Source organism: Myxococcus sp. AB036A (genome assembly GCF_006547355.1).
Taxonomy (GTDB): domain Bacteria; phylum Myxococcota; class Myxococcia; order Myxococcales; family Myxococcaceae; genus Myxococcus; species Myxococcus virescens.
On the sequence record NZ_VHLC01000045.1, the window covers coordinates 1 to 24,107 of the forward strand.

The window sequence follows — 24,107 nt, forward strand, 5'->3', positions numbered from 1 at the left end:
GGGGGTGGGGTGACATCAGGGACTTCGGGCGGTGGGCGATGGAGCAGGACGACGCTCAGCACCATGCACAGCAGACCTATGAGCACGATGCTCCATGCGCGCGCTGGTCCGTGCAGCATCCGTCTGTCTTCCACGCCGCGTTCCTCAGAAGGTTCCCTGCTTCAACACGTCCTGCTTGGAGATTGTGCCCAGCAGGCGCCGCTCTCCGTCCACGACGGGGAGCCGCTCCAGGGAGGTCTCCGTGAAGCGGGCGGCGACCTCGCTCAGGGACAGGCCCGGGGTAATCGGGCGCACGCGCACGTCCATCAGGTCCGCGGCGATGGTGGCGTGCAGTTGCGAGTGGTCCGGCAGATGCCCCTTCAGCTGGTCGAGCACCAGCGCGCCCCGGTACCGGCCCGCCTCATCGGTGACGTAGAGGTCCTGGCCCAGGGGCTGCTCCAGCAGGAACGCGAGCACCTCCTGAAGCGGCGCCGACGGAGGTACGCGCTGGTGCACGGGCTTGAGCAGCGCGCGGGCGCCTTCCTGGCGCAGCCAGTGCGGTACGGTGGCGGGGACGCGCACGTTGCGGCGGTTGAGCACGGACGTGTACAGCGACTCTGGCTCCAGGCGCTGGCTGACGACCGCGGACACCACCGCGCTGAGCATCAGCGGCAGCACCAGCGGGTAGTCGCCGGTAAGCTCGAAGATGAGGAGCACCGCGGACACCGACGCGTGCGTGGTGCCCGCCAGCACCGCGCCCATGCCCAGCAGCGCGTAGGCGCCGCTGGGCGCGCCGCCGGGCAGCACCCATTCGGCGAGCATGCCAAAGGCGCCGCCCAGCAGCCCGCCGTAGAAGAGGGATGGGGTGAAGAGTCCGCCGGGTACGCCGGCGCCGGCGCAGGTGGCGGTGAGGGCCAGCTTCGCCAGCGGAAGCAGCAGCAGGTGGGCCAGGGAGAGCTCGCCGAGCAGCGCCCCGTTCACCGCGTCATAGCCGTTGCCCAGAAGCTGCGGCAGCCACACTGCCGTCACGCCCACCACCGTCATGGACATCAGGGGTAGGAAGGGCGCCAGCCACGCGGCGGCCCGGTCCAGCAGGTCCGACATGACGTTGATGCCGCGCACGTAGAAGGCGGACGCGACGCCCAGCACCACGCCCAGCAGCATGGCCAGCACCAGCTCGCGCGGGTGCAGCAGCGTGTAGTGGGGAATCACGAAGCTGGGGTGGTCCGCGATGAGGCCGCGTGACACGAGCGTCGCCACCACGCACGAGACGACGATGGGGCCGAACAGCTCCAGCGCGAAGCTGCCCAGCAGCACCTCCAGGCCGAAGAGGGCCGCGCCAATGGGGACGTTGTACGCGGAGGCCATGCCCGCGGACGCGCCGCAGGCCACCAGCAGGCGGGCCTGGCCGGGGCCCAGCCGCAGCCAGCGGGCCAGTGACGAGCCACTGGCCGCGCCGGTGGACAGCAGCGCGCCCTCGCGGCCCAGTGGCGCGCCCATCGCCACGGCGAGGATGGAGACCAGCCCCCGCAGCAGCGCGCGCGGCAGCGACAGGCGGCCGGACTTCACCCAGATGGATTCGATGATGCCCGCGGTGCCGTGGCCCCGCATGGGCCGGCCGACGATGAGCGTCAGCAGCGTCACCAGCGCGCCGCCGAGAATCGGGATGAGCACCCGGCGCCACGTGGGGGCCGCCGCGACGCCGGCCAGGAAGTCCTCGCCCGTGCTGCGCCAGAAGAGTTGCTGGGTGAAGCGCAGCACCTTGAGCAGCGCCACCGCGCCCAACCCCGCGATGAGCCCCACCGTGACGACGAGCAGCCAGAAGCGCTGCTCCTGGCCGGTGAGGCTCCCCATCAGCGCCCGGACGGATCCGCCCCGCCCGTGGGCACTGTCCATGCCGGGAGGGCTGTTGGCTGCGTGTCGGGCACCCACGCGGATCCAAGTTAGGCGCTGCTTTCGGGCGGGAAGGGCCGGGGGCCCCGGGCTGGCCGCCACCCGGCCGTGGGATGGGGCCCCGCGCCGCCTCGCGCCGACCTGGGAACGGCTTGCGTCCGGGGCCTCATGCCCGATGGGGAGGGGCGGGCAGGCAGTTCCTTGTTGGCGCCGCGCTTGCCCTCCTGAAACTGAAACAGGTGGCAGGTGTCCGCTCGAGGGCTGCTGCCGGGGGTGGGGCGTCCGTGTACCGGGCCGTTGGTGCGCCGCGTCCCGCGTGGAGCACCCAGGCCATGTGCATCGTAGGGGCTGGCGGGCCGCCGCGGCCTCGCATGTGTCGGCCGCGGCCCTCCACATCGCCGGAGCCCACCCTGGATGTCAGGGTGGGCCCTGCGCTCACCGCGTCAGTTGCTGACGACGATGTTGAAGCTCTGCACGGCGAAGTTGCCCACGCCGTCGTTCATCCACAGGTCGATGGTGTGCGCGCCGTTCACCATCTCCCGCGTGTCGAACTGCGCCGTCCACGTCCCGTCCGACTGCTGGGTGCCCACGCGGATGCCGGACATGTCGCGGCTGAAGCCCACGTTCGTCACCGGGCCGAAGTTGTCGGTGACGCGTGCGCGCACGGTGATGGCGCCGCTGACGGTGCTGCCCGCGGTGGGGCTGAGCAGCGTGGCCGTGGGGGCCTGCACGTCGTAGTTCACCCGGCGCACGAGGTTGGCCGTCATGCCCGTCTCGCTGATGACGGAGATGCCCAGCGTGTTGACGCCCGGGGCCAGCGTCACCGACGTCTGAATCTGGCCGCCGCCGCGAGGCAGGTGGAAGGGCGCCCCTCCGTTGACGCGCACCGTGGTGGCGGAGACCGTCTGCACGTTGATGGCGTACTGGAAGGCGCCGTTGGGCAGCGGGCCTTGGATTTGGCCATCCGCGAAGTGGGTGCTCACCACGGGCGTGCCCGCGTCCACCCACAGGTACAGCAGCTTCTCGGTGACGTTGCCGGCGCTGTCGGTGGCGCGCACCAGGATGACCTGGCTGCCGTAGCTGACGTTCACCGGGTGCTCCACGGTGCCGTTGCCGAACTCCAGGAGCGAGCTGTTCACCCACTGCGTCTCCACGCGCACGGGCGTCTGGTCCTGCACGGACGAGCGCACCGTCACCACCGGCGTGTTCACCGCGGCGTTCTCCGCGGGCGACAGGATGGTGAGGATGGGGGCCACCCGGTCCACCGTGAGGTTGACCTGCTTGGTGGTGACGCCGCCGAAGCTGTCTCGCGCGGTCATCTGGATGATGTTGGGACCTTCTTCCAGGGTGATGGAGGTGTGGATGAGGCCGCCGTTGCCCGGCGTGAGGACGATGGGCGCGCCGCCGTTGATGATGAACGCGGCGTAGGTGATGACGGCGCCCGGCGCGCGCGGCGTGGCGTAGCCCCAGATGTCCAGGGCCGTCTCCCGCGTGAAGGCCGGCGGGTTGCCGATGGTGACCATGGGCGTCAGGTGCGGGAACGGGTCGATGATGAGGGTGCTCGACGCCGTGCTGCCCAGCAGGTTGGCCAGCGGGGCCTGCCGCTCCACGCCGGAGTACACCGCGCGGTAGTCCTGCGGGCCGGTGATGGTCCAACTGTCCACCGCGGGCACCCAGTTGAAGGCGTAGATGCCGTCGCCATCCGCGTCCACGTCCGCGCCCACGGGCACGCCCGCGACGTAGAAGGTGACGACGCCATGGGCCGGGCCCGGGACGATGGCGCCCCCGTTCGTCACGCGCGCCGACAGCAGGGTGCCGTTGCCAACGGTGACGCGCGCGTTGGCCGCGGGCGTCACGATGGTGGTGACGGTGGGCAGGCCCGTCACGGGCGGCAGGGGCGGGGTGTATGCCGCCACGCGCGCGGAGCCGGTGACGCCGGGCGCGCCGCCGGACGAAGCGATGAGCGTCACCGCGGAGGTGAGCGCGGGCAGCAGCCGGGGCGGCGCATGGACGGTGACGGTGACGGTGCCTTCGCCGCCCGCGGGCAGGAAGAGGGTGACGGGGCTCACGGACGCGGTCCACCCGGGCAGGCCGCCCTGGGTGCTCAGCGTGTACGTGTCCGCCTGATAGCCGTGGTTCTTCACGGTGAAGGTGAAGGTGGCCTGCTGCGGCGACGGGTTGTCCACCAGGAGCTCCTGCCGCTCCGCGCCGACGACGGAGACGCGCACGCTGAAGTCACCGAAGCAGGACAGGCCCAGGGCCGCGAAGGTGGTGGGGATGTCGAACGTGGCCGAACCGGTGCGCCAGCTGCCGTCGGCGGACTGCCGCGTCTTCATCCACTCAATCGCGTTGCGCAGGCGCGGGTCGGTGGCGGGCTCACGGCCCGCGAGGCACAGCGCGTAGATGGCGCTGCCGGTGGCGAAGTCGTTGGCGGCCTCGTTGGGCAGGTTGCCCCAGCCCGCGTTGCCGGGGGACGTGCGGGTGATGAGCCGCTCGGCCAGGGTGTTGATGGCGCCGGTGTTGACGTCGTTGAGGCCGGGGCCCGCGGCCTTGAGGCCCAGCACCGTCCAGGCCACCTGGAAGGTGTAGGGCATGCCGTTGCCGGGCGCGCTGGTGTCGTTGTTGTTGAGGTTGGCGCGCAGGTACGCGGCGGCGCGGTCCAGCGCGGCCTGGTACGTGGCGGCGCGCGCGGGGTCCACGCGCTGCTTCGCCTGGGCCAGGCCCGTCATGATGCGCGCGGTGGTGGACACGCTGCCGTGGTCCACGGGGAAGTGCGCGTGGTCGCTCGGCCACCGGCCGCTGGGCTCCTGCGTGGTCAGCGCCCAGTTGGCCGCGTTCACCAGCGCGTTGCTGTACTGGGTGGAGACGTTCTCGTCGTAGCCCGCGAGCCCGAAGACGGAGAACGACGTCTTCTCGTAGCGGAACGCGGTGCCCTCGTGAATCCACGAGCCGTTGGCGAGCTGGTCATTGCGGATGCGCTGGGCCAGCAGCTCCAGGTTGGCCAGGTTGGTGCGCCCGTTGCCGACGACGGCGTTCATGTCGTAGCCGTTGGCGCGCGCGCTCGACAGGCCGTACACCACCGCGCCCTGACGGTGGCAGGCCACGCAGTTGTTCTCCTGCGTCCAGTGCACCACGTCCGCGCTGAGGAAGTTGATGGCCCGCTGTGTGGACTGGGTGTTCGTCTGCGTCTGCGCGGCTGAGGGAAGGGCGACGACGAGCGGGACGAGCACCACCAGCCGCAGCAAGAGCGCGGGGAGGTGACGCCAGGAGGGACGCCGGGGGACGTGAGCCATCTGAGGTCTCCGAAGAGAGGCGGGTGCCGGGATTGGCACCCCGCGCGACCTCCGGGAGGAGCGCTCCAGACGCACGACGGCAGCGCTGGGCGAGCGCTCTCTCCGCGCTTCACCCAGAGTGACTGTCGCGGCTTTGAGAGCATCCCCCCGGACTGCGCGATTGAGGGAATACTCCTGTGTTGTTGGAACTGTCCAGTCTTCCGGGTTTCGAATGAGTCACAAGATGTACGGGGTAGGCTTGACCCACTGGGTCAGCCGTTTCCGACGATGTCGAAGGGCTGTCCGAGCCCTCGCGCCAGAGCGGAATCGTAGAGGGCGCGAGCGAGGGCCACGTCCTGGAGTGCGAGGCCGGTGGAGTCGAAAACGGTGATTTCGGTCGCGTGGGTGCGGCCGGGCTTCTTGCCGGAGACGACTTCACCCAGGGTTCCAGCGATTTGCTCGGCGCGGAGGCGGCCGTCATGCAGCGGCACGTTGACCTCGCCGGAGTGGAGGGCCTGCTCGGTGTCGTCGATGAAGACGCGGCCTTCGGTGAGCAGGCGCGCATCCAGCTCCTGCTTGCCGGGGGCGTCCGCGCCCATGGCGTTGATGTGGGCGCCGGGCTGGAACCACTCGCGCTTCACCACGGGGACGCGGGCGGGGGTGGCGGTGCAGACGATGTCGGCGCCGCAGGCTTCCTGGGTGCTGACGATGCGGCCGCCCTTCTCGGCCTGGAGCGCCTTGGCGGCGGCCTCGGAGGTGTCGGCGAGCAGCAGCTCCAGGCTGTCGCCGAAGACGGCGCGGTGCGAATCGATGAGCACGCGGGCCTGCACGCCGCAGCCGACGAGGCCCAGGGTGCGCGGCTGCTTCTTCGCGAGGAACTTGGAGGCCACGCCGCCCGCGGCGCCGGTGCGCCAGGCGGTGAGCAGGGTGCCGTCGAGGATGGCCAGCGGGGAGGCGGTGTCCGGGTCGCTGAGGATGTAGAGGGCGCGGACGGTGGGCAGGCCGTGCTTCTCCGGGTTGCGCGGATGGGCGTTGACCCATTTCACGCCAGCGGCGCCGTCGAGGAACGCGGGCATGGCGCGGAAGTCGCCGTCGTAGGAAGGCAGGGACAGGTACACCTTGGGCGGCATCAGCGACTCGCCGAGGCCGTGGGCACGGAAGGCCCGCTCGACGGCGGTGAGGCCGAGCTCGACGGTGTAGAGACTTCGGAGGTCCTTCGCGCTGAGGATGAGGGTGGGCATGGCGGCGCTATATAGCGATGGAGGCGTCGTGGCTGACATTGGAAGGAGTCAGGGAATGGACCTGTCCACTTCACCGCTGTTCGAAAGGCTCGCGGGTGCGCGTCATGTGCTCATCGCGGGGGCGGGCGGTGGTTTCGACGTGTTCAGTGGGTTGCCGCTGTTCTTCCGCCTGCGCGAGCTGGGCAAGACGGTGTCCCTGGCCAATTTGAGCTTCACTCGGCTGGAATCGGTCGAGGGAACCTGGCTGGCGCCAGGCCTCATGAAGGTTGAGGCGCATACGAAGGGACCGGCGCACTACTTCCCGGAGGGGCTCCTGGCGCGTTGGTTCCATGGCCGGGGTGAGCACGTTCCGGTGTACTGCTTCGAGCGAACGGGTGTGGCCCCTTTGCGCGCGGCGTATGCGCTGCTGTGGGAACGGCTTGGATTTGATGCGGTGGTGCTGGTGGACGGAGGCACCGACATCCTCATGCGCGGGGATGAGGTGGGGTTGGGCACGCCCGAGGAGGACATCAGCAGTCTGGCCGCCGTCGACGCATTGCCACTGTATGACAAGCTTGTGGTGTGCCTGGGCTTCGGGGTCGACCGGCACCATGGCGTCTGCCACGCGCACTTCCTGGAGTCCGTGGCCGCGCTTAGCCAACAAGGTGCCTACCTGGGCGTCACCGCGTTGTTGGAGCCCATGCCCGAAGTCGCGCTGTACCGCGACGCAGTGACATACGTGTGCGAGCGCATGCCTCGCGCGCCCAGCATCGTGTCGTTGTCCGTGGTGAGCGCCGTGGAAGGGGCGTACGGCGACGTCCACCGCACGGTCCGCACCGAGGGCAGTCAGCTGTGGATCAACCCACTGATGAGCATGTACTGGGCCTTTGGCCTGGCGGCGGTTGCACGGCGATGCCTCTATCTTGAAGCACTCCGCGACACGCAGACGGCGTGGGAGGTGGCGGACCGCATCGAGACCTTCCGCAACCAGTGCCAGACCATCAGGCCGTGGAAGGACATTCCCGTGTGAGCACGGCCTACGCGGGCTGTGCGTCCACCCACTCCGCCAGGATGTCCGCGTGGCAGGGGCCGGGCTTGCACCAGCAGCCCAGGCGTTTGCCACGCAACATCAGCACGGCGGCGCGGTGGTCCGCGTCATGCCGGGTGCGCAGCGCCAGGTACCAGCGGAACGCGTCGAAGGCGTCCTCGTCCGGCCCCATGCGGCGCAGGGCTTCCTGGCGGATGCGCTCCTGCTCCGCCTCCGGAAGCGTCCCCAGCCACGGTGCGAAGTAGGTGCGCAGCATGGCGCCTGGAGTGCGCACGCCTCCGGGCTTGAAGGGGTTGCCGAAGCGGCCGGGCACCGGGTTGAGCGGGCTCGGCTTCGCATAGGCGCGGAAGGCCCGGCCCACGTACACGTCGCAGCCGTCGTGGACATGGACCGCCGTGGTGCGCGTCACGGTCATCGGCGTGGCCTCGCGGACGCTACTTCTTGCGCTTCTTGCCCGCGGCGGGCGCGACGACGGGCTCCGGGGGCTTCTCCGCGGCGGCCTTCAGCGTGTCGCGCTCCTCCTGCACCTTCGCCAGCTGCCCTTCCAACTCGCTGACGCGCTCCTTCAGCGTCGCGTTCTCCCCGCGCAGCGTGTCCGCGTCCTTGCGCAGCGTGTTCGCCTCCACGCGCGCCCGCGTCAGCTCGCGCGACGACGTGCAACCCACGGCGAGGGGAACCACCGCCAGCGACACCACCGTCATCCATGCCTTCATGTGATTCAGCTCCTGGACGCCCGGGCCCAGGGCCTTGAGCCCAGTCGGCCCGGCGTCGTGGCGCGGAGCGTAGGCATGGAGTCCGCGTCACAGGAAGCCGCGTCAATTGGTTGTATCTCCAACGACACTGTCGCGGACCTCGTGAATCCAGACGTGCTCCAGGCCCCAGGTGAAGAGCAGCCGATGCTTGGAGAGGAGGGTGAAGCCCGGCGCCTCCACTGGCCGCGTCACGGTGAGGATGCGCGTGCCGGGGCGGCAGGTGCGGAAGCGCTCCACCAGCCGGGCCCGCGTCCGCGGCGTCAGCGCCGTCCAGTTGGTGAAGACGTGCGTGGCATCCTGGAGGTCCGCGCGGGTCGCGTCGCCCACGATGAGCTGCGCGCCCGCCTTCTCCACGGGCTCTCGGGCCAGGTCCACGTGGTGCTGCATCAATTCAATGCCTCGGGCCTCAGCGCCCAGCCAGCGCGCGGCCAGCAGCGTGCGGCCCCGTCCCGCGCCCAGGTCCACCAGCCGCGAGCCAGGGCCCAGCCCGGCCTTCCAGAAGAGCCACACCCCCGTGTGCACCGGCATCTCGCCGTACATCAGCTCCTTGAAAATCTGCCCGCTCGCCTGGAGGACCCGCGTCGTTTCGAACGAGCGCTTCAAGCGGTAGGGCGAGACGCGCACCTCGCGGAGCCACAGGCCCAGGTAGGGCGGGAGCAGCCGGGGCCGGCGCAGCAGCACCAGGACGTCGAAGAGCCGGGTGAACAGCTCGATGAACACGATGCTGATGCGCAGAACGACCAGCGCCGGCAGGGACATGCCGTAGTCGTCTTCCTGCTCGGGCGGGCTGGAGGAGGGCTCCGTCATGTCCGTGGAGTCCGTGAGGATAGCACCCAGAGGAACAGCGCCTGTTGCTTCGCGTCAGTGGATGCGCAGCAGCGCCGGGGGCACCGCTCCCGCCACGCGGTTCCATGAGAACATGGGGGGCAGATATTGCACGTTCAGCGGGGGAGGTGGGAGGACCTGGCTGGCAGGTCGAACTCGCCTGACGTGCGAGCGTGCCTCCAAATCCACTCAGGCATTGGCCCAGGTCACCACCGCGCGCTCCAGCTGGTTCGCGGCGAGGTCCTCGGGGTGAATCAGCACGTAGGCCTGGTTCGTGCCCCAGTGGAATCCCGAGGCATTGTCGAAGTCGATGCGCAAGAGTTGCGCGTACGCACGAAGGGGACTGTCACGCCCGGGAGGCGGTACGAAGGAGTAGGGCTCGTCGAGCCCCGCGCTTCGGTGGCCGGACAGTCGGTGGAGGCCAGGGCGCTGCTCATCCTCCAGGTAGCCTGAAGGTGTCCACGCGTTCCATGCATCGTGGAGTTGCGTGACCCCAGCAGGTAGCGGCGCTTCCCACTCAGCACCTCCAGGGAGTGACCAGCCGGGGATGAACAGCATCCGCGTTTCCCAGCGGCCGACGCATCGCGGCTGCGAGATAGAACGGGCGCGCGCTTCGGTGGGCTCCGGATACCAGCGCACACGGAGCGAGTTGGCGGTGCAGTCCGGTGCACGAAGATTGCGGTCGAGGGCGAAGAGGCCTCGACGCGGCAATGTGGCAGGTGCATCACTCAGTTGAGCGAAGTTGAGCTGCCCGAGGAAGTGGAAGCCATCCCACGTCAGGTCCACCTCTTCGACATAGGGGATGCCGCCGAACTTGCTGTCGAGCGTGGAGAGCACGGGCTGCGCGGCCCTGTGGCCCATCACCCTGTGGAGGATGGAGGGCCGGAGGGGCGAGCGAGAGACGCGCTCCGAGCGGATGTACAGACACGGGGAAGGTGCCGTTTCGAGGAACCGCTCGATGTCGGACTCGAGTCCCGGTGCGTGGGAACGGAGCATCCGCCGGAGGTCCTCGGGGAGTTCGAGTGGAGGTTTCATGACGGCGCGAATCCAAATGCGGCTTGCTTCGTTGCTTGGCGACAATGACCAGGGCTCGGCGCAACGAAGTCCAGGCTATACCGGTGTGAATTCCACGCCCGTGACGTTGGCACTCTCCAACGCGGACTTGATGTCATCGGAGACAATGAGGGCGAGCCTCCAGCCCCAGGTGCGGAACACCTTCGCATCGCCGACCATCGAGGGGGCGATACGGAGACCGATGACCGAACGGTACTGGCCCACGCGCTCCGGCTGACCGTGCTCGGGCTTCCAGTAGCGAACCTCCTCGGAGGCCGCGTCGTCGATACACCGGATGAGCTTCGTGGCGACCAGGATGAGGTACTGAGCTGCATGGCCCTGGATGTCCACGGGGATGAGCTGCACATCATCGGGGGCCAGTTCCGCGAAGAGTGACGCCACGCGGACGTGGATGATGGGCATCACGCCCACCCCCACTGTGCAGAAGTCCAACTGCCTTCCGGGTGTGTCGATGGGAATGCTCAGGCGCTCTTTGGCTTGAATGGGATGCCCGGCGGTGTACATCCAAAGGTCGTCCACTTCGTGACCCAGCGCGTCCACCGGGTCACCGAGGTCCCAGTTCCCGGCTTGCATGTCCTCCGTCAGCCTGAAGTAGCGCTTCGTCATGATGGCCTTCTCTCACATGGCGCGGGTCAGGAGCTTGTGGAGCATCGTTCCGGGTGTGGAGACCTCTTCGGCCAACTCCCTGAGCGCGGTCGTCAGTGCTTGGCGGCACGACGCCAGGGTGCGGCAGCCTTCCGTGGCGTTGATGAGCCTGTCATGAACTGCTTGGTGATAGGCCCGGGGATGCGGCCCCTTGTGCCCCTGGACCTGGACGATGTTTTCGGGGTCTTTCAGCTCCATCCCCGCACGCTTGAAGATTCTCCTGAACTCCGGAGTCCAGGGCCCGCCACGCAGCGTGGAAACCTCGTTCTTGTTCGTGGCGAGATGATGCTACTGCGCACGAGGGCCCGTGGCCTCTCGTGCCGCCATGGCCACGGCATGGGGCGCCAGCGCGATGGCGAAGCCGTCGGCCGTCATCATGTAGCTCTGCGCCAACTTCCTCGCGAGGAATGACGAGGAAGATGTCGTGGCCCGAATCCAATCTGACGGAACGGGTTGTCGCGCAGCCTGACGCCAGAAGCAGGACCAGCAGCACGACCCAGCCGCGCATCATGAACGTCCCCCCAGGGATGAGTGCCCGCCGCGTCACCCCCGTGTGACGCGGTTGGCTACTCAGGCTTCTTCGCGCCCGTCCGCTGCCAGAACTCGCGCAGCAGAATCGTGGCGAAGCGGGAGTCATTCAGGATGTACCGCCGCCACAGGCGCTTGGGTTCGTTCACCAGGCGGTACAGCCATTCGAAGCCCGCGCGCGAAATCCACACGGGCGCGCGCTTCGCCGTCCCGGCGATGAAGTCCAACCCCGCGCCAATGCCAATGGCCACCGTGGGGCCCAGCTTGGAGGCCACCTGCGAAATCCACACCTCCTGCTTCGGGCTGCCCAGCGCCACCAGGAGCAGGTGCGGGTCCTTCTCGCGAATCTTCGCGACCATCGGGTCGTTCTGCGCGTCGCCGCCGTCCACGCGCACCATGGGCGAATCCCAGCCCACCACCTCCACGCCGTACTGCTCGCTGACGATGCGGCCTACCTTCTCCGCCACGCCGGGGCCCGCGCCCAGCAGGAACACGCGCCACTTGCGCTCCGCCCCCAGCTTCATCAGCGGGAGGATGAGGTCCGAACCGGCGATGCGCTCGGGCAGCGGCACGTCCATGGCGCGCGAGGCCCAGACGATGGGCATCCCGTCCACCACCGAAATCGTGGCGCGCGCGTACGCCTCGCGGAACTGCGCGTGGTCCTCGGCCAGCACCACGTGGTCCACGTTGGCGGTGAACACGTAGCCGCCCTGACGCGAGTCCACCAGCCGGCCAATCTCCGTCACCGCCTCCTCGAAGGTGAGCTGGTCGATGGCGAGCTGGCCGATGTTCAGGCGCGCTCGGCCAGTGGTGAACGGAATCTGCGGGGGTACGGGCGTCGCGGCGGAGCTCATGGCTTCTTCACCGTCAGGTCGAGCACGGTCATGGAATAGGGCGGCAGCCGCTGGGTCAGGGAACCCGCGGCCTTCGCACCGGGAGTCTGCTCGGTGAACCCCCCAGGTGCGCCCGAGTAGCCCAGCACGCGCACGCTGTCGAGTGTCCCGCAGCCCTTGAGTTGAATCTGCGCCTGGGCGGCCTGGTCCGGGTCGAAGTTGAGGACCACCGCCACCATCTTCCCGCCCGCCTCGTCGCGCGAGGCGAACACGCTGGTGCCCTCGGCGGCCTTCGCGGGCACCCACCAGTCCTGGAAGCGGCTCCCCTTGCCGTCGAAGTTCCGGAACGCGCGGAACGCCCAGAACACCGGCGAGCCCTCGGTGGGGTACTGCCAGAAGTAGGCGGAGTAGATGTTCTCCTGCGCGAAGCGGCCCAACGCCTCGGCCTGGGCCAGGCCGCCGCTCATGTGCCGGAAGGCGCCGAAGTTGTACTCGCCAATGGAGATGCGCAGGCCCGGGGAGTGGTCGGCGATCCACTCCTTCATGCGCGGGATGAGGCGCACGGGCTCGCCAATCCAGGACTCGTCCTTGTACGTGGGGTCCCACAGCCCGCGCGTGGAGCGGATGCGGCGCGCGTTGGTGGCCGGGTCCGTGTTGCCCTCCAGGCCGACACCGACGTTCGTCTGTGGATAGAAGTGCAGGTCCACGATGTCGAGCAGCCGCACGCCCGTCTTCTTCTCGTGCTCGCGCAGTTGCCGCAGGTACCAGGGCAGCAGCGGCATGTTGCCGTGCGCGCGCCGGTCGGAGTGCGGCATCTTCCCCGGCGCGAAGTCCGCCGCGGACCACAGGTAGTTCGTCCAACCCCACTCGGCCGGGCCCGCGATGAGGCCCTCCGGGTCTTCCTTCCGCACCACCGTGCCGTAGGCAATCGTGCGCTCCAGCAGCCCGTCATACGACAGCGGCTCCGGGTGCACGTCGCGGTGCGTGGAGTTCCAGAGCATGGGCTCGTTGTCCAGGATGTACATCTGGACGCTGCGCTGGCCCCGCTCCTGGTCCTTCTTCCGGATGGCGCGGATCCACTCGGCGATGAACTCCGGTGGGGCCTCGGTGCTGGTGAGCGTCGGCGCGCCGGGCTTCAGCGGCGTGCCATCCCGGGCGAGCCCGTTGCCCGAGCCGTTGTCCTCCTGCTGCTGCGGGCCGAAGCGCGACACGGGGAAGCCCACCGACTTCGCGTCCTTGGCCACCCAGCCCAGGATGGGCACCGTCAGCGCGGACGTCATGCCGTGCTTGCGGTTGGACTCCAGGAAGTCGTCGTAGCTCAGGCCGATGTCGACGTTCTGGTAGAACCAGTCGTTCGCGGTGTTCCACGCGCCGCCCAGCTTCCAGTTGTAGCGGGACGTGGGGTTGCCGCCCCAGCGGCGCGTGGTGGCGCCCACCTCGTACTGGTGCTTGTCGCGCTTCTCCGTCAACCCATCGAAGGCGATGCCGTAGATGAGCGGGCTGATGCGGTGGCTCGGCGCGGTGCAGTCGATGGTCATCGGCGCCTCGCGGCCACTGCCCTGGCCCGTGCGTCCGCCCCCCGCGGCCAGCGCGGCGGCCAGTTCGGGCGGCAGCGGCACCAGCGCCACCTTGTCGAACAGCACCCATTCACGGCCCACGCTCTTGGACGCGCGCAGCACCACACGGTCGAACGGCTGGCCGCGCGGGTTGAGCTGCTCCATGGGGATGACAATCTCCGACCACTCACCGTCCTTGCGGACCTGGAGCTCGGGGATGATGGGGACGCGTGGGAAGCTGGCGGCGCCCGGAGCGTCCAGGCGGACCTCCAGGAACTCGCCGAAGGACTCTGGCGCGCTGAACCGGAACGACAGCGCGCCGAAGGTGCCCTCCAGCTTGGGCCGGTAGAGAATCCACCCGGCGTAGTTGAACAGGCGCATGCGCGCCGGCGCGCCCTTTGGGAGGTTGCGCTGCGCCCAGCCGAGGTCCTTCCAATCGGGGGACAGGCCTCCGTCGTACAGCATCACCGGCGCGGTCTGTTCGGTGCCGGTGCCTGGCGTCGTGGCCGCGGCGCCGCTCGCATCCGCCGCGTTGCTCGTACCCGGCGCTTCCGCGCCGACGGCCCGCGCCACCGTCACGGTGCCACCGGCCAGCAGCGCACCCGCCAGTACAGCGGCGCCAACCTTCGTCCGCGAACGCATCACTCCGTCCTCCCTGGGGCCGCCGCCGTCACCGCGGCACAGCGCGCCTTCGTCCGCGAACGCATCACTTCATCCTCCATGGGCGGCGCCCGCCCCGCCGCGCTAGAGCGCGACTTCGTCCGTGTCCTTGCGCGGGAAGATGCGGGCGGGAATCCCCACGGCCACGCTGTCCGGCGGCACGTCCTGGAGCACCACCGCGTTGGCGCCGATGCGCGAGCGCGCGCCGATGCGCACCGGTCCCAGGATGCGGGCCCCCGCGCCAATCCAGACGTCATCCTCGATGACGGGATAGCCGTTGTCCTTCGCGGTGCCCACGGTGTTGTTCCCGTAGAAGCGCACGCGGTCGCCAATGCGCGCGTCGCCGCCGATGACGACGCCCAGGCTGTGCACGAAGTACACGCCCTTGCCGAGCGTGACGTCCTTGCCAATCTCAATCCCCATCACCGCCGTCTGCGCCACGCGCAGCACGTGGTTGACCAGGGGGATGCGGTAGGCCAGCGCGGCCTCGCGGGCGCGGTTGAGCGCGGTGATGCGGTACGAATCACTGGTCAGCACCACCTTGGCGATGGACTTCGCGTCCGAGTTGCCATTGGCGGCCTTCGCCAGCTCCAGCGCATCCGTGACGAGCGAGCCAATCATCGATTCCCTGGCCTTCAGCATGGTGTGTGACTACTCCCCCCGGCCCTGCAGGTAGCGGGCGACCTCGCGGGCAATGCCCGTCCAGCCGCCGGCCTCACCGCGCGCGCCGCGCAGATACTCCATCCCGTACACCACGGAGGTGCCGGCGAAGGCGGCCTTCTCCAGACCCAGCTTGTCCGCGGCGTTGGCGGCGTGCATCACCGCGCGCGTCAGAACGCGTGACGCGTCCGGCGCCACCAGGGTGGCGGCCAGCAGCGGGCGGGTCAGGGGGTTGGTCTGGAAGAGCAGCCGCCACGGATTGACGTCACGCACGTCCGGGTGCTTCCGGGCCACCTGCGTGTCGAACATGCCGTAGCGGTGCGCGCGCTTCAGCCAACGCTCGAAGGACACGTGGTCACTGCCGTGCAGCACGTACGCGTCACGCGCGAAGACGAAGGCGCAGCCGGCCTTCTCCAGCCGCACGCCCAGCTCCACGTCCTCCGACTGTCCCAATGACTTGTCGAAGCCGCCCACGCCCACGTAGTCCGCGCGGGGGAAGGACACGTTGCCGGTGAACAGGTGGACGCCGCGGGCGCGGGCGCCGGGCGTGGAGAGCTCCTCGGCCATGCGGTTGTTGAGGTACGCGTACCAGCGCTCGAACAACGGCATGTCGCCAATGGACGGGTCCGGCCGGATGCGGCCCAGCACCACGGTGCGCGAGCCCTCCGGATGGTGCGCCAGGTGCCGCTCCAGGAAGTCCGGGGCCACCTGCATGTCGTCATCCGTGACGAGCACCACGTCGCCCCGGGCGGCCATGACGCCCCGGTGCCGGGCGGCGGCGGCGCCCGCGTTCTGCTGCACCTCCACGCGCAGGGTGTAGGGCAGGGCCAGGGCCTGCAGCGGCTCGCGGGTGGGCTCCTTGGAGCCGTCGTCCACCACCACGACTTCGAACTGCTCGGGCGGCAGCGTCTGCCCGGCCAACTGCCACAGCAGCCGGGTGATGAGGGGCAGCCGGTTGTACGTGGCGATGACGACGCTGAGCCGGGGCGCGGAGGTGGAGCTCATGCCTTCTTCTTCTGGGACGCCGCCCGGCGCTGCTTCTTCGTCAGCCGGGGAAAGGTGACGCTGCCGAGGAAGCGCTCGCGGCCCACGAACTCCAGGGTCTTGCTGGCGGCGCCGAAGTCCGTCTCGCCCAGGGTGACGCACAGGAGGCAGCCGTCGGCGGCCAGCGCCAGCGGCAGGCTGGCGGGATGGGTCATCAACGAGTCGATGACGGCGACGACACGCTCGCCCCGGGACACGCGCTCGCGCAGCTCCAGCACCTTCTGCGCGGCGGCCGTGGGCGACAGGCCGGTGGCGTCTTCCAGGTGGACCTTCTGCGTGTAGGCGTAGGGCGCGCCCGCCTCCAGCACGGCCGTGGCGGCTTCCAACGCCGGAGCACCCGGGTGGGCCGGCACCACCGTGAGGAAGCTCCACGCGTGGCGCTCCAGGGCGAACCACAGCCGTTGCAACGCCGGGGACGGAATGGCGCTGTCGGTCGAGGTGGCGTCGGCGGGAGGTGCGCTGGAATCGGCTGCCATGGGGAGGGGCTCGGTATAGCGCAACGCGTGGCGCCGACCCAACGGCCTCTCCGGGCAGTCCGGGGCGCGGCGGCCCGCCTGGTTGCCGCGGAGCGCGCCGGTGACGCGCGACAGTCACCGTCTCCCGGACCGTGCGTTCCGCCGCGCGCTCCCCAAGCGGTCCGGCGGGGTTCGCGAAGCCCTCCCCACCGCGAGCGTGAACGGCGTGTGACGGGCTGGGTACGCGCCTACCCACGCCGTGGCAGGGGCAGGCAGGCGTGTTATGCCATCCAGTGTGCAGAAGATTGGCTATTTGATTCCCGAGTTCCCCGGACAGACTCACATCTTCTTCTGGCGCGAGCTGCAGGCGCTCCAGGGGAAGGGCGTGACGCCGGAGCTGGTGTCCACGCGTCCGCCTCCCGCGCGCATCATCTCGCACAGCTGGGCGCGCGAGGCCATGTCGCGCACGGAGTACCTGACGCCGCCGGGGCCGCTGGGGGTCGCCAAGGCCGCCGCGGAGGTGGCCCGCGCCATGCCCACGGGCTGGGCCCGGTGCCTGGCCTCCATCGCCCGAGCGGAGGGGCTGGACGCGAAGGGCCGCGCGCAGTTGTTGGCCTTCGCCGTCATGGGCGGCCGGCTGGCGTCGCTGGCGCGGGAGCGGGGCTGGACACACGTCCACGTCCATTCATGCGCCAACGCCGCGCACGTGGCGCTCTTCGCGAACCTCCTGTCGGGGTTGCCCTACAGCCTGACGTTGCACGGGCCGCTGGACGATTACGGCCCCAACCAGCGCGAGAAGTGGCGGCACGCGCGGTTCGCCTTCGTGATTACGAAGAAGCTGCTCAAGGAAGTGAATGACGAGCTGGCCGGCGCGCTGCCGTCGCGCATCGAGCTGGCGCCCATGGGCGTGGAGCTGCGCAAGTTCAACCGCTCCGTGCCCTACGCGGCGTGGACGGGTGAAGGCCCGCTGCGCATCTTCTCCTGCGGCCGCCTCAACCCCTGCAAGGGCCACGCGGACCTCATCGACGCGGTGGGGATGTTGCGCGCGAAGGGAATGGACGCGCGGCTGTCCATCGCGGGCGAGGACGAGGCCGGCGGCACCACGTACCGCAAGGTGCTGGAGGCCAAAATCCAGGAGACGGGCCTGGGCGACGCGGTGACGTTGCTGGGCGCGGTGAGCGAGGACACGGTGCGGGGTGAAATCGAGCGCGCGCACATCTTCGCGCTGGCCAGCCTCCAGGAGCCGTTGGGCGTGGCCATCATGGAGGCCATGGCCATGCGCGTGCCCGTGGTGGTGACGGGCGCGGGTGGGGTGCCGGAGTTGGTGGATGACGGTGTGGACGGAATCCTCGTGCCCCCGCAGCAGCCCCGCACCCTGGCGGACAAGCTGGAGGCCGTGGCGCGCGACGCCCAGGAGGCCCACCGGCTGGGTGAGGCGGGCCGCCGCAAGGTGGAGACGACGTTCAGCAGCGAGCGCAGCGCGGACATGCTCGCGCAGATGCTCCAGCGGGCGGTGGTGTAGCGGGCCACACGGTAGGGAGTCCCGCCGCGCTGGCAGGTGTTGCCAGGCCGTCACTGGCCCGGTGCGGGCCTTCCGCGGACTGGTGGGAGTCCTGGGGTGGCACCATGATGGGGCCGTCCTGACCGGGGGGCGCTGGGTTCGCCCGCCTGGCGGAGACCCGCGGGCACGGCGGGTTGGACCCGTTGCCAAATCCCCCCTCGGGGCATTACCGCCTGGGGTCAGGCACGAAGGGAGGCATCGCGGGTGAAAATGCCCGAGCAACCCACGTTCCATGCGCTCACCCGGCTGGAGCCGCTCGCCACGAGTGTCCTGCTGGTGGACGACAACGCGGCCAACCTGCTCGCGCTGGAGGCCGTCCTGGAGCCGCTGGGTCAACGGTTGGTGAGGGCGTCTTCAGGCCCCGAGGCCCTGCGATGGCTGCTTCGGGAGGAGTTCGCCGTCATCCTGCTGGACGTGCAGATGCCCGGCGTGGACGGCTTCGAGACGGCCCGCCTCATCCGCCAGCGCCAGCGCACCCGCTACACGCCCATCATCTTCCTCACCGCGCACAGCCGCGACGAAGCCCACCTGGTGCACGGCTACGCGGTGGGCGCGGCGGACTACGTGGTGAAGCCCTTCCATCCGGACGTGCTGCGCTGGAAGGTGGAGGCCTTCGTCGGGCTGTACCTCCAGCAGCAGCGGCTCCAGCGGCATGAGTCCGCGCTGTGGGCGCGAGAGCGCCGGATGCTGGAGCAGCAGGGCGAGCTGCGCTTCCGCCGGCTGGTGGACACCATGCCCCAGTTCGTCTGGGAGCTGCTGCTGGACGGCACCATCGGCTACGCCAACCGGGGCTGGCTGGACTACGCGGGGCTGTCACCGGAGCAGGGGCGGAAGTGGAAGGACACGCTGTACTGCCTGCACCCGGAGGACGTTCCCGGCCTTCGGAGCGCCTGGCAGGAAGCCCAGCGCGAGGGCCACCCGCTGGAGCAGGAATGCCGACTGCGGCGGGCGGATGGCGAGTACCGCTGGTTCCTGACGCGCACCATTCCAGAGCGCGACGAGCAGGGGCAGCTCGCGGGTTGGGTCTCCACGGCGACGGACATCGACGACGCGCGCCGGGCGGTGGAGACGCTGCGGGCGGCCAGTGAGGCGAAGGACATGTTCCTCACCATGGCGGCGCACGAGCTGCGCACGCCGCTGCAGGCCGCGCGGGGGTATGCGCACCTGGCCTCGGTGAAGGGGGACGGCACGCTGGCGCCGGGCGTGGACAAGGCGCTGCACGGCATCCACCGCAGCGTGAATCGCATGGCGAAGCTGGTGGAGAACCTGCTCGACGTGGGGCGCATCCAGCGGGGCGAGCTGCACCTGGAGCCGAAGTCGCTGGATGTGGGCGCGCTGCTGCGCGACGTGGCCGAGCACTTCGAGCCGCTGCCCGAAGGCCAGCACATCGAACTGGACGCCCCCGAGGGACTGGTGGTGCCGGGAGACCGCGAGCGGCTGGACCAGGTGTTCAGCAACCTGGTGTCGAACGCGCTGCGCTACTCACCGGAGGGCGGGCGCATCCGGCTCGCCGCCCGCAAGGAGGCGGGGCGCGTGCACGTGGAGGTGGTGGACCACGGGCTGGGCATCCCCGGCGAGAAGCTGGAGGACATCTTCGAGCGCTTCGGCCGCGCGCACGGGATTTCCTACGGCGGGCTGGGCCTGGGCCTGTCGATTGCGCGGGGCATCGTCGAACGCCACGGCGGGCGCATCTGGGCGGAGTCTCCCGGCAGCCAGGGCATGGGCAGCACCTTCCACGTCGTGCTGCCGGTGGCGCCGGGCAAGCCCGCGCCATGACGCCGCAGGGCCGCCTGCCTGGGTTGGCGGAAGAGGGGGAGGCGGATGGAGCCCGAGGCCGAGCCGGTCCACGAAGACGAGCTGCGTGACGCGTGGCCGGCGCTGTCGGCGCAAGAGCGGGTGGATGGTTTCCACCTGCTGCCGCCCGAGCGCGCGCGGGACTTCTTCGCCACCCTGAAGGCTCCAGCGCAACTGGGGCTGCTCGAGGCGCTCTCGCCCGGGGAGCGGGGCACGTGGCTGCGGGCGATGGCGCCGGATGACGCGGCGGATGTCGTGCAGCGGCTGTCTCCCGAGGCGCGGGAGGCCTGGCTGGCCCTGCTCGACGCGCCGTCCCTGCGTGAGGTGCGGGCGCTGCTGGCGTATGGCGAGGACGCCGCGGGTGGGCTGATGAACCCGCGCTTCGTCCGCGTGCGGCCGGAGCTGCGCATCGACGAGGCCCTCAGCTACCTGCGCCGGCAGGCCCGCGAGCAGGTGGAGACCGTCTACTACGCCTATGTGCTGGACGAGGCACAGCGACTGGAGGGCGTGGTCTCCCTGCGCCAGCTCTTCCAGGCCACGCCGGACAAGGCGGTGCGGGAGGTGATGCGCACGGAGTTGATTCGCGTGCGGGAGGACACGGACCAGGAGGAGGTGGGGCGCCTCTTCGCCCGGTACGGCCTGGGGGCCATCCCCGTGGTGGACGACCAGGGGCGGATGAAGGGCATCGTCACCGTGGATGACATCGTCAGCGTGGTGCAGGCGGAGGCCACCGAGGACATCCAGAAGGTGGGTGGCACGGAGGCCCTGGGGGCGCCGTACCTGGAGGTGGGCCTGCCCGCCATGCTGAAGAAGCGCGCGGGCTGGCTGCTGGTGCTCTTCCTGTCGGAGATGCTCACCGCCACCGCCATGACGCGCTACCAGGATGAGATTGCCCGCGCGGTGGTGCTCAGCCTCTTCGTGCCGCTCATCATCTCCGCGGGAGGCAACGCCGGCAGTCAGGCCTCCACGCTGGTCATCCGCGCGTTGGCGTTGGCGCAGGTGCGCCTGCGGGACGTGGTCCGCGTGCTGCGGCGGGAGCTGCTGTCCGGCCTGTCACTGGGGCTGGTCTTGGGCTCGGTGGGCGTGGCGCGCATCCTGCTCTGGCAGGTGCTGTTCCACCTCTACGGCGAGCACGCCTTCCGGGTGGCCCTCACGGTGGGGCTGGCGGTGCTGGGCGTGGTGACGTGGGGGACGCTGGCGGGTTCGATGCTGCCGTTCCTGCTGCGGCGGCTGGGCTTCGACCCCGCGAGCGCGTCCGCGCCCTTCGTGGCCACGCTGGTGGACGTCAGCGGGCTGGTCATCTACTTCACCACGGCGGAGCTCATCCTCCGTGGCACCCTGCTGTAGCCGCCGCGCTCAGCGCGGGTTCGCGGCGGAGGATGGGGCGTCCTCGTTGGGATAGGTGATGGCGCCCGGCGGTGGCACGGGCGCCGCGGGCGCGGGGCCCAGCAGCCGGCTGTGAGGCATGGGCCACGCGCCGGTGTGCACGGCGAGCTTCCCTGTCATGGCCACGGCCAGCGATATCTGGAACGTGCAGATGTACGAGATGATGCCCATGTCTCCGAACACCTGGTTGATGTACGTGGCCACCAGTCCCACGATGATGAGCGCGGCGGCGCGGTACTCCGAGACGTCGGTGCGGTGATACGAGCGCACCACCAGGTAGATGGTGACGGCCAGGTACATCCACACGCCCGTGTAGCCCAGCAGCCCTCCGAACGCGAACAGCCCCAGCAGTGAGTTGTGCGGGTGGAAGCGGTACTGCGGGAAGACGAAGGCGATGTCCGGCAGTGGGATGGGCTCCAGGAACTCGTGCCCGTAGCCGGTGCCCAGGATGGGGAACTGGGCCCACGTGGCAATCATGTCCAGGTTCTCGATGTCGCGGTAGTCCAGGTTGCCTTCGCCGCCCTGGCCGTCAATCAGCGAGCGGATGGTCTGCACTGGCGCGAAGACGGACGAGCCGGAGTTCCACCCCGCAGCGATGTACACGATGATGAAGGGCGCGAAGAACGGCAGCGTCCGCACCAGGAACCGCTTCAGCGGCGTCCACGGGTTGATGAGGAAGGCCGCCAGCAGACAGCCGGCGAAGCTGACATAGGCCAGGCGCCGGTCGTTGAAAATCATCCCAATGCCAATGAAGGCGATGATGGCGAGGCCGCGCAGCATGTGCGCGGACTTGGGCTTCTCGACGAAGCGCAGCGTCGCCACCAGCAGGGCGAAGACGAACGTCATCGAGTCGGAGTGGGACGTGGTGTACTCCACCTCCACGCCCAGCTCGTGCACCACCACCATGGCGAAGTAGGTGCTCACCGCGGACTTGGTGAGGCCCGCCAGGATGATGGTCTTCGCGAAGGCGGGCCAGTCCTCCGGGCCCCGCATGGCGTAGTGATACATCGCCACGATGAAGGGCATCATCGCGGCCTGGTGCCATTGCCACAGCGAGTTCTTGATGTCCCCGCCCCGGGCGATGCCGCGCACCTCCATCCAGAGGATGGCGACCAGGGACAGCGCCACCACGGCGATGAGCGGCCGGGGCATGGGCAGCGGCTCCGGGTCGATGGTGGACTTCGTCACCCGCCGGTACATCGCCAGCCCCATCAACCCGAGGATGAGCACGTCCACCAGCGGGAAGCGCAGCGCCCCGATTTTGGTGATGTAGCTGAGCTGCGCGAACATCAGCTCGCCCAGCGGGTGGAGCGGCGAGGGCCACAGGCCGGACTGGGGCCGCTCTGGCACGTAGTCCACCGCCAGGACGAGCCAGGTCACGACCAACACCGGGTACTTCACCGGCACCTTCAGGATGACCCACACCACCCCCACGCACAGCACAGGGGCCAACGCGACCACGGGGTGGATGACGGCGCCGCCCACGGTGGCCAGCACCAGGAAAGCAAGCAGTGCGCCGTAGCGCAGGTAGGGCGGCCGGTCGGGTGCGTACATCGAGACCCGGAGGAGGCTACATCCGGAGAGCGGGTTGGGATAGATGGAGTGGCACGTATGCCTGCTCCCCGCCCACGCGTCCTTCTGATTGCCGAGCTGTGCAACCCCGACTGGGTGAGTGTCCCGCTCGAAGGCTGGTCGCTCTACCGCGCTCTGGCCGACGTGGCGGACGTGCACCTGGTCACCCACGTCCGCAACCGGGAGAACATCCTCAAGCAGGGCGTGCAGGAGGGCTCGCAGTTCACCGCGCTGGACTCCACGCCGGTGGAGAAGCCGCTCGACAAAGTGGGCGAGGTGCTGCGGGGAAAGACAGGGGTGGGCTGGACGACGGCCACCGCGTTGAGCGCGCTGCCCTACTACTACTTCGAGGAGGTGCTCTGGCGCCGCTTCGGCCCGCGCATCGAGGCGGGTGAGTTCGACCTGGTGCACCGCTACACGCCCATCAGTCCCACCACGCCCAGCACGCTGGCGGCGCGGTGCAAGAAGGCGGGCGTACCCTTCGTCATGGGGCCGCTCAACGGCGGTCTGCCCTGGCCCAAGGGCTTTGGCGGCGCGCGGCGGCGGGAGAAGGAGTGGCTGAGCTACATCCGTGACGTCTACAAGCTGATGCCCTTCTACAAGTCCACGCGGGAGAACGCGTCCGCCATCATCACCGGCTCGCGCGCCACGCGGGGGCAGGTGTCGGGGCAGTGGCAGGGCAAGACGGTGTACGTGCCGGAGAACGCCATCGACACCCGGCGCTTCGGCACGGAGAAGTCGGAGGGCCCGGTGGAGCTGCCCCTGCGCGTGGCCTTCGTGGGCCGCTTCGTGCCGTACAAGGGCATGGCCATGCTGATGGAGGCCGCCGCGCCGCTCATCCGCGAGGGCAAGGTGGTGCTGGAGTACATCGGTGACGGTCAGGAGATGGCCAACCTCCGGGCGCAGGCGGCGCGTGAGGGCATCGAGTCCGGCGTCACCTTCGCCGGCTGGGTGAAGCACCAGGAGCTCCAGGGCCGGCTGGCGAAGAACCACATCTTCGGCTTCCCCAGCGTGCGCGAGTTCGGCGGCGCGGTGGTGTGCGAGGCCATGGCGCTGGGGCTGGTGCCCATCGTCATGGACTACGGCGGCCCGGGGGAAATCGTGAGCCCGGCCACCGGCTTCGCCATCCAGATGGGGACGCCGGAGGAAATCGTCCTGCGCGTGCGCGAGGTGCTGACGAAGCTGGCGGCGGACCCGTCCGTCATCCGCCCCATGGGCGAGCGCGCCCGCGAGCGCATCTTCAAGTACTTCACCTGGAAGGCGAAGGCGGAGCAGGTGCTGGAGGTGTACCGCTGGGTGAAGGGCGAGCGCGGCCAGCCGGACTGGGGCATGCCGCTGGCGGATTGAGGC

Annotated in this window: 19 protein-coding genes and 1 pseudogene; 5 read left to right on the plus strand and 15 right to left on the minus strand. The window is 69.7% G+C overall.

Translation table 11 applies throughout. The features are described 5' to 3' along the window. Positions 1–144 precede the first annotated feature (144 nt). The 3 genes from FL344_RS19305 to FL344_RS19315 form a co-directional block, all read right to left on the minus strand. Positions 145–1,875 (minus strand): chloride channel protein, encoded by a 1,731-nt coding sequence (locus tag FL344_RS19305; RefSeq protein ID WP_228565186.1) that lies wholly within the window; start codon positions 1,873–1,875, stop codon positions 145–147. A 440-nt stretch (positions 1,876–2,315) separates the two neighbouring features. After that, positions 2,316–5,240, minus strand: coding sequence for an Ig-like domain-containing protein (locus tag FL344_RS19310; RefSeq protein ID WP_141619552.1), 2,925 nt, complete (start codon positions 5,238–5,240; stop codon positions 2,316–2,318). A gap of 176 nt (positions 5,241–5,416) precedes the next feature. Beyond that, the gene (locus tag FL344_RS19315) at positions 5,417–6,385 is read right to left on the minus strand and encodes an ornithine cyclodeaminase family protein (protein ID WP_141619553.1); all 969 of its coding nucleotides are present in this window, start codon (positions 6,383–6,385) and stop codon (positions 5,417–5,419) included. Between the two features lie 55 nt (positions 6,386–6,440). Here FL344_RS19315 and FL344_RS19320 point away from each other — a divergent pair, with 55 nt between their 5' ends. After that, complete coding sequence (locus tag FL344_RS19320; protein WP_141619554.1) at positions 6,441–7,394, plus strand: DUF1152 domain-containing protein; 954 nt, start codon at positions 6,441–6,443, stop codon at positions 7,392–7,394. Between the two features lie 7 nt (positions 7,395–7,401). Here the strand turns inward: FL344_RS19320 and FL344_RS19325 are convergent, their stop codons facing one another. The 11 genes and pseudogenes from FL344_RS19325 to FL344_RS19375 form a co-directional block, all read right to left on the minus strand. Beyond that, complete coding sequence (locus FL344_RS19325) at positions 7,402–7,827, minus strand: DUF4326 domain-containing protein (RefSeq protein WP_141619555.1); 426 nt, start codon at positions 7,825–7,827, stop codon at positions 7,402–7,404. 19 nt (positions 7,828–7,846) lie between these two features. After that, on the minus strand, positions 7,847–8,125 hold the full coding sequence (locus tag FL344_RS19330) for a hypothetical protein (protein ID WP_020480693.1): 279 nt from the start codon (positions 8,123–8,125) through the stop codon (positions 7,847–7,849). 102 nt (positions 8,126–8,227) lie between these two features. Then, entirely contained in the window at positions 8,228–8,971 is a 744-nt protein-coding gene (locus FL344_RS19335; protein ID WP_141619556.1) for a class I SAM-dependent methyltransferase, read from the minus strand. A 207-nt stretch (positions 8,972–9,178) separates the two neighbouring features. Next, entirely contained in the window at positions 9,179–10,024 is an 846-nt protein-coding gene (locus FL344_RS19340) for a DUF1963 domain-containing protein (RefSeq protein WP_141619557.1), read from the minus strand. 75 nt (positions 10,025–10,099) lie between these two features. Continuing rightward, positions 10,100–10,669 carry a DUF1629 domain-containing protein gene (locus tag FL344_RS19345; RefSeq protein ID WP_141619558.1) on the minus strand — a complete coding sequence of 190 codons (570 nt, stop codon included), beginning with the start codon at positions 10,667–10,669 and terminating at the stop codon, positions 10,100–10,102. Between the two features lie 12 nt (positions 10,670–10,681). After that, positions 10,682–11,095: pseudogene (locus FL344_RS19350) on the minus strand (AHH domain-containing protein); the annotation flags it as partial. 179 nt (positions 11,096–11,274) lie between these two features. Beyond that, the gene (epsA, locus tag FL344_RS19355) at positions 11,275–12,090 is read right to left on the minus strand and encodes an exopolysaccharide biosynthesis glycosyltransferase EpsA (protein WP_141619559.1); all 816 of its coding nucleotides are present in this window, start codon (positions 12,088–12,090) and stop codon (positions 11,275–11,277) included. Continuing rightward, positions 12,087–14,267, minus strand: coding sequence for a GH44 family glycoside hydrolase EpsB (epsB, locus tag FL344_RS19360; RefSeq protein ID WP_141619560.1), 2,181 nt, complete (start codon positions 14,265–14,267; stop codon positions 12,087–12,089). The genes epsA and epsB overlap by 4 nt, the downstream gene beginning before the upstream one ends. A 102-nt stretch (positions 14,268–14,369) precedes the next feature. Beyond that, positions 14,370–14,927 carry a serine O-acetyltransferase EpsC gene (epsC, locus tag FL344_RS19365; protein WP_020478618.1) on the minus strand — a complete coding sequence of 186 codons (558 nt, stop codon included), beginning with the start codon at positions 14,925–14,927 and terminating at the stop codon, positions 14,370–14,372. 9 nt (positions 14,928–14,936) lie between these two features. After that, the gene (gene epsD, locus FL344_RS19370; RefSeq protein ID WP_011557356.1) at positions 14,937–15,950 is read right to left on the minus strand and encodes an exopolysaccharide biosynthesis glycosyltransferase EpsD; all 1,014 of its coding nucleotides are present in this window, start codon (positions 15,948–15,950) and stop codon (positions 14,937–14,939) included. Then, on the minus strand, positions 15,947–16,465 hold the full coding sequence (locus FL344_RS19375; protein WP_225888386.1) for a hypothetical protein: 519 nt from the start codon (positions 16,463–16,465) through the stop codon (positions 15,947–15,949). The genes epsD and FL344_RS19375 overlap by 4 nt, the downstream gene beginning before the upstream one ends. Positions 16,466–16,757: 292 nt before the next feature. Here FL344_RS19375 and epsE point away from each other — a divergent pair, with 292 nt between their 5' ends. From epsE to mgtE, 3 genes are all read left to right on the plus strand, one after another. After that, positions 16,758–17,966 (plus strand): exopolysaccharide biosynthesis GT4 family glycosyltransferase EpsE, encoded by a 1,209-nt coding sequence (gene epsE, locus FL344_RS19380; protein WP_228565188.1) that lies wholly within the window; start codon positions 16,758–16,760, stop codon positions 17,964–17,966. Between the two features lie 249 nt (positions 17,967–18,215). Further along, positions 18,216–19,781 (plus strand): response regulator EpsF, encoded by a 1,566-nt coding sequence (gene epsF, locus FL344_RS19385; RefSeq protein ID WP_141619561.1) that lies wholly within the window; start codon positions 18,216–18,218, stop codon positions 19,779–19,781. Positions 19,782–19,826: 45 nt separating this feature from the next. Then, complete coding sequence (mgtE, locus tag FL344_RS19390; RefSeq protein ID WP_141619562.1) at positions 19,827–21,146, plus strand: magnesium transporter; 1,320 nt, start codon at positions 19,827–19,829, stop codon at positions 21,144–21,146. A 9-nt stretch (positions 21,147–21,155) separates the two neighbouring features. Here mgtE and wzy read toward each other — a convergent pair whose 3' ends face one another. Then, positions 21,156–22,739 carry an exopolysaccharide repeat unit polymerase gene (wzy, locus tag FL344_RS19395; protein WP_194863164.1) on the minus strand — a complete coding sequence of 528 codons (1,584 nt, stop codon included), beginning with the start codon at positions 22,737–22,739 and terminating at the stop codon, positions 21,156–21,158. A 57-nt stretch (positions 22,740–22,796) separates the two neighbouring features. Here wzy and epsH point away from each other — a divergent pair, with 57 nt between their 5' ends. Then, positions 22,797–24,104, plus strand: coding sequence for an exopolysaccharide biosynthesis glycosyltransferase EpsH (gene epsH / locus FL344_RS19400; protein WP_141619563.1), 1,308 nt, complete (start codon positions 22,797–22,799; stop codon positions 24,102–24,104). The last annotated feature ends 3 nt before the right edge of the window (positions 24,105–24,107 follow it).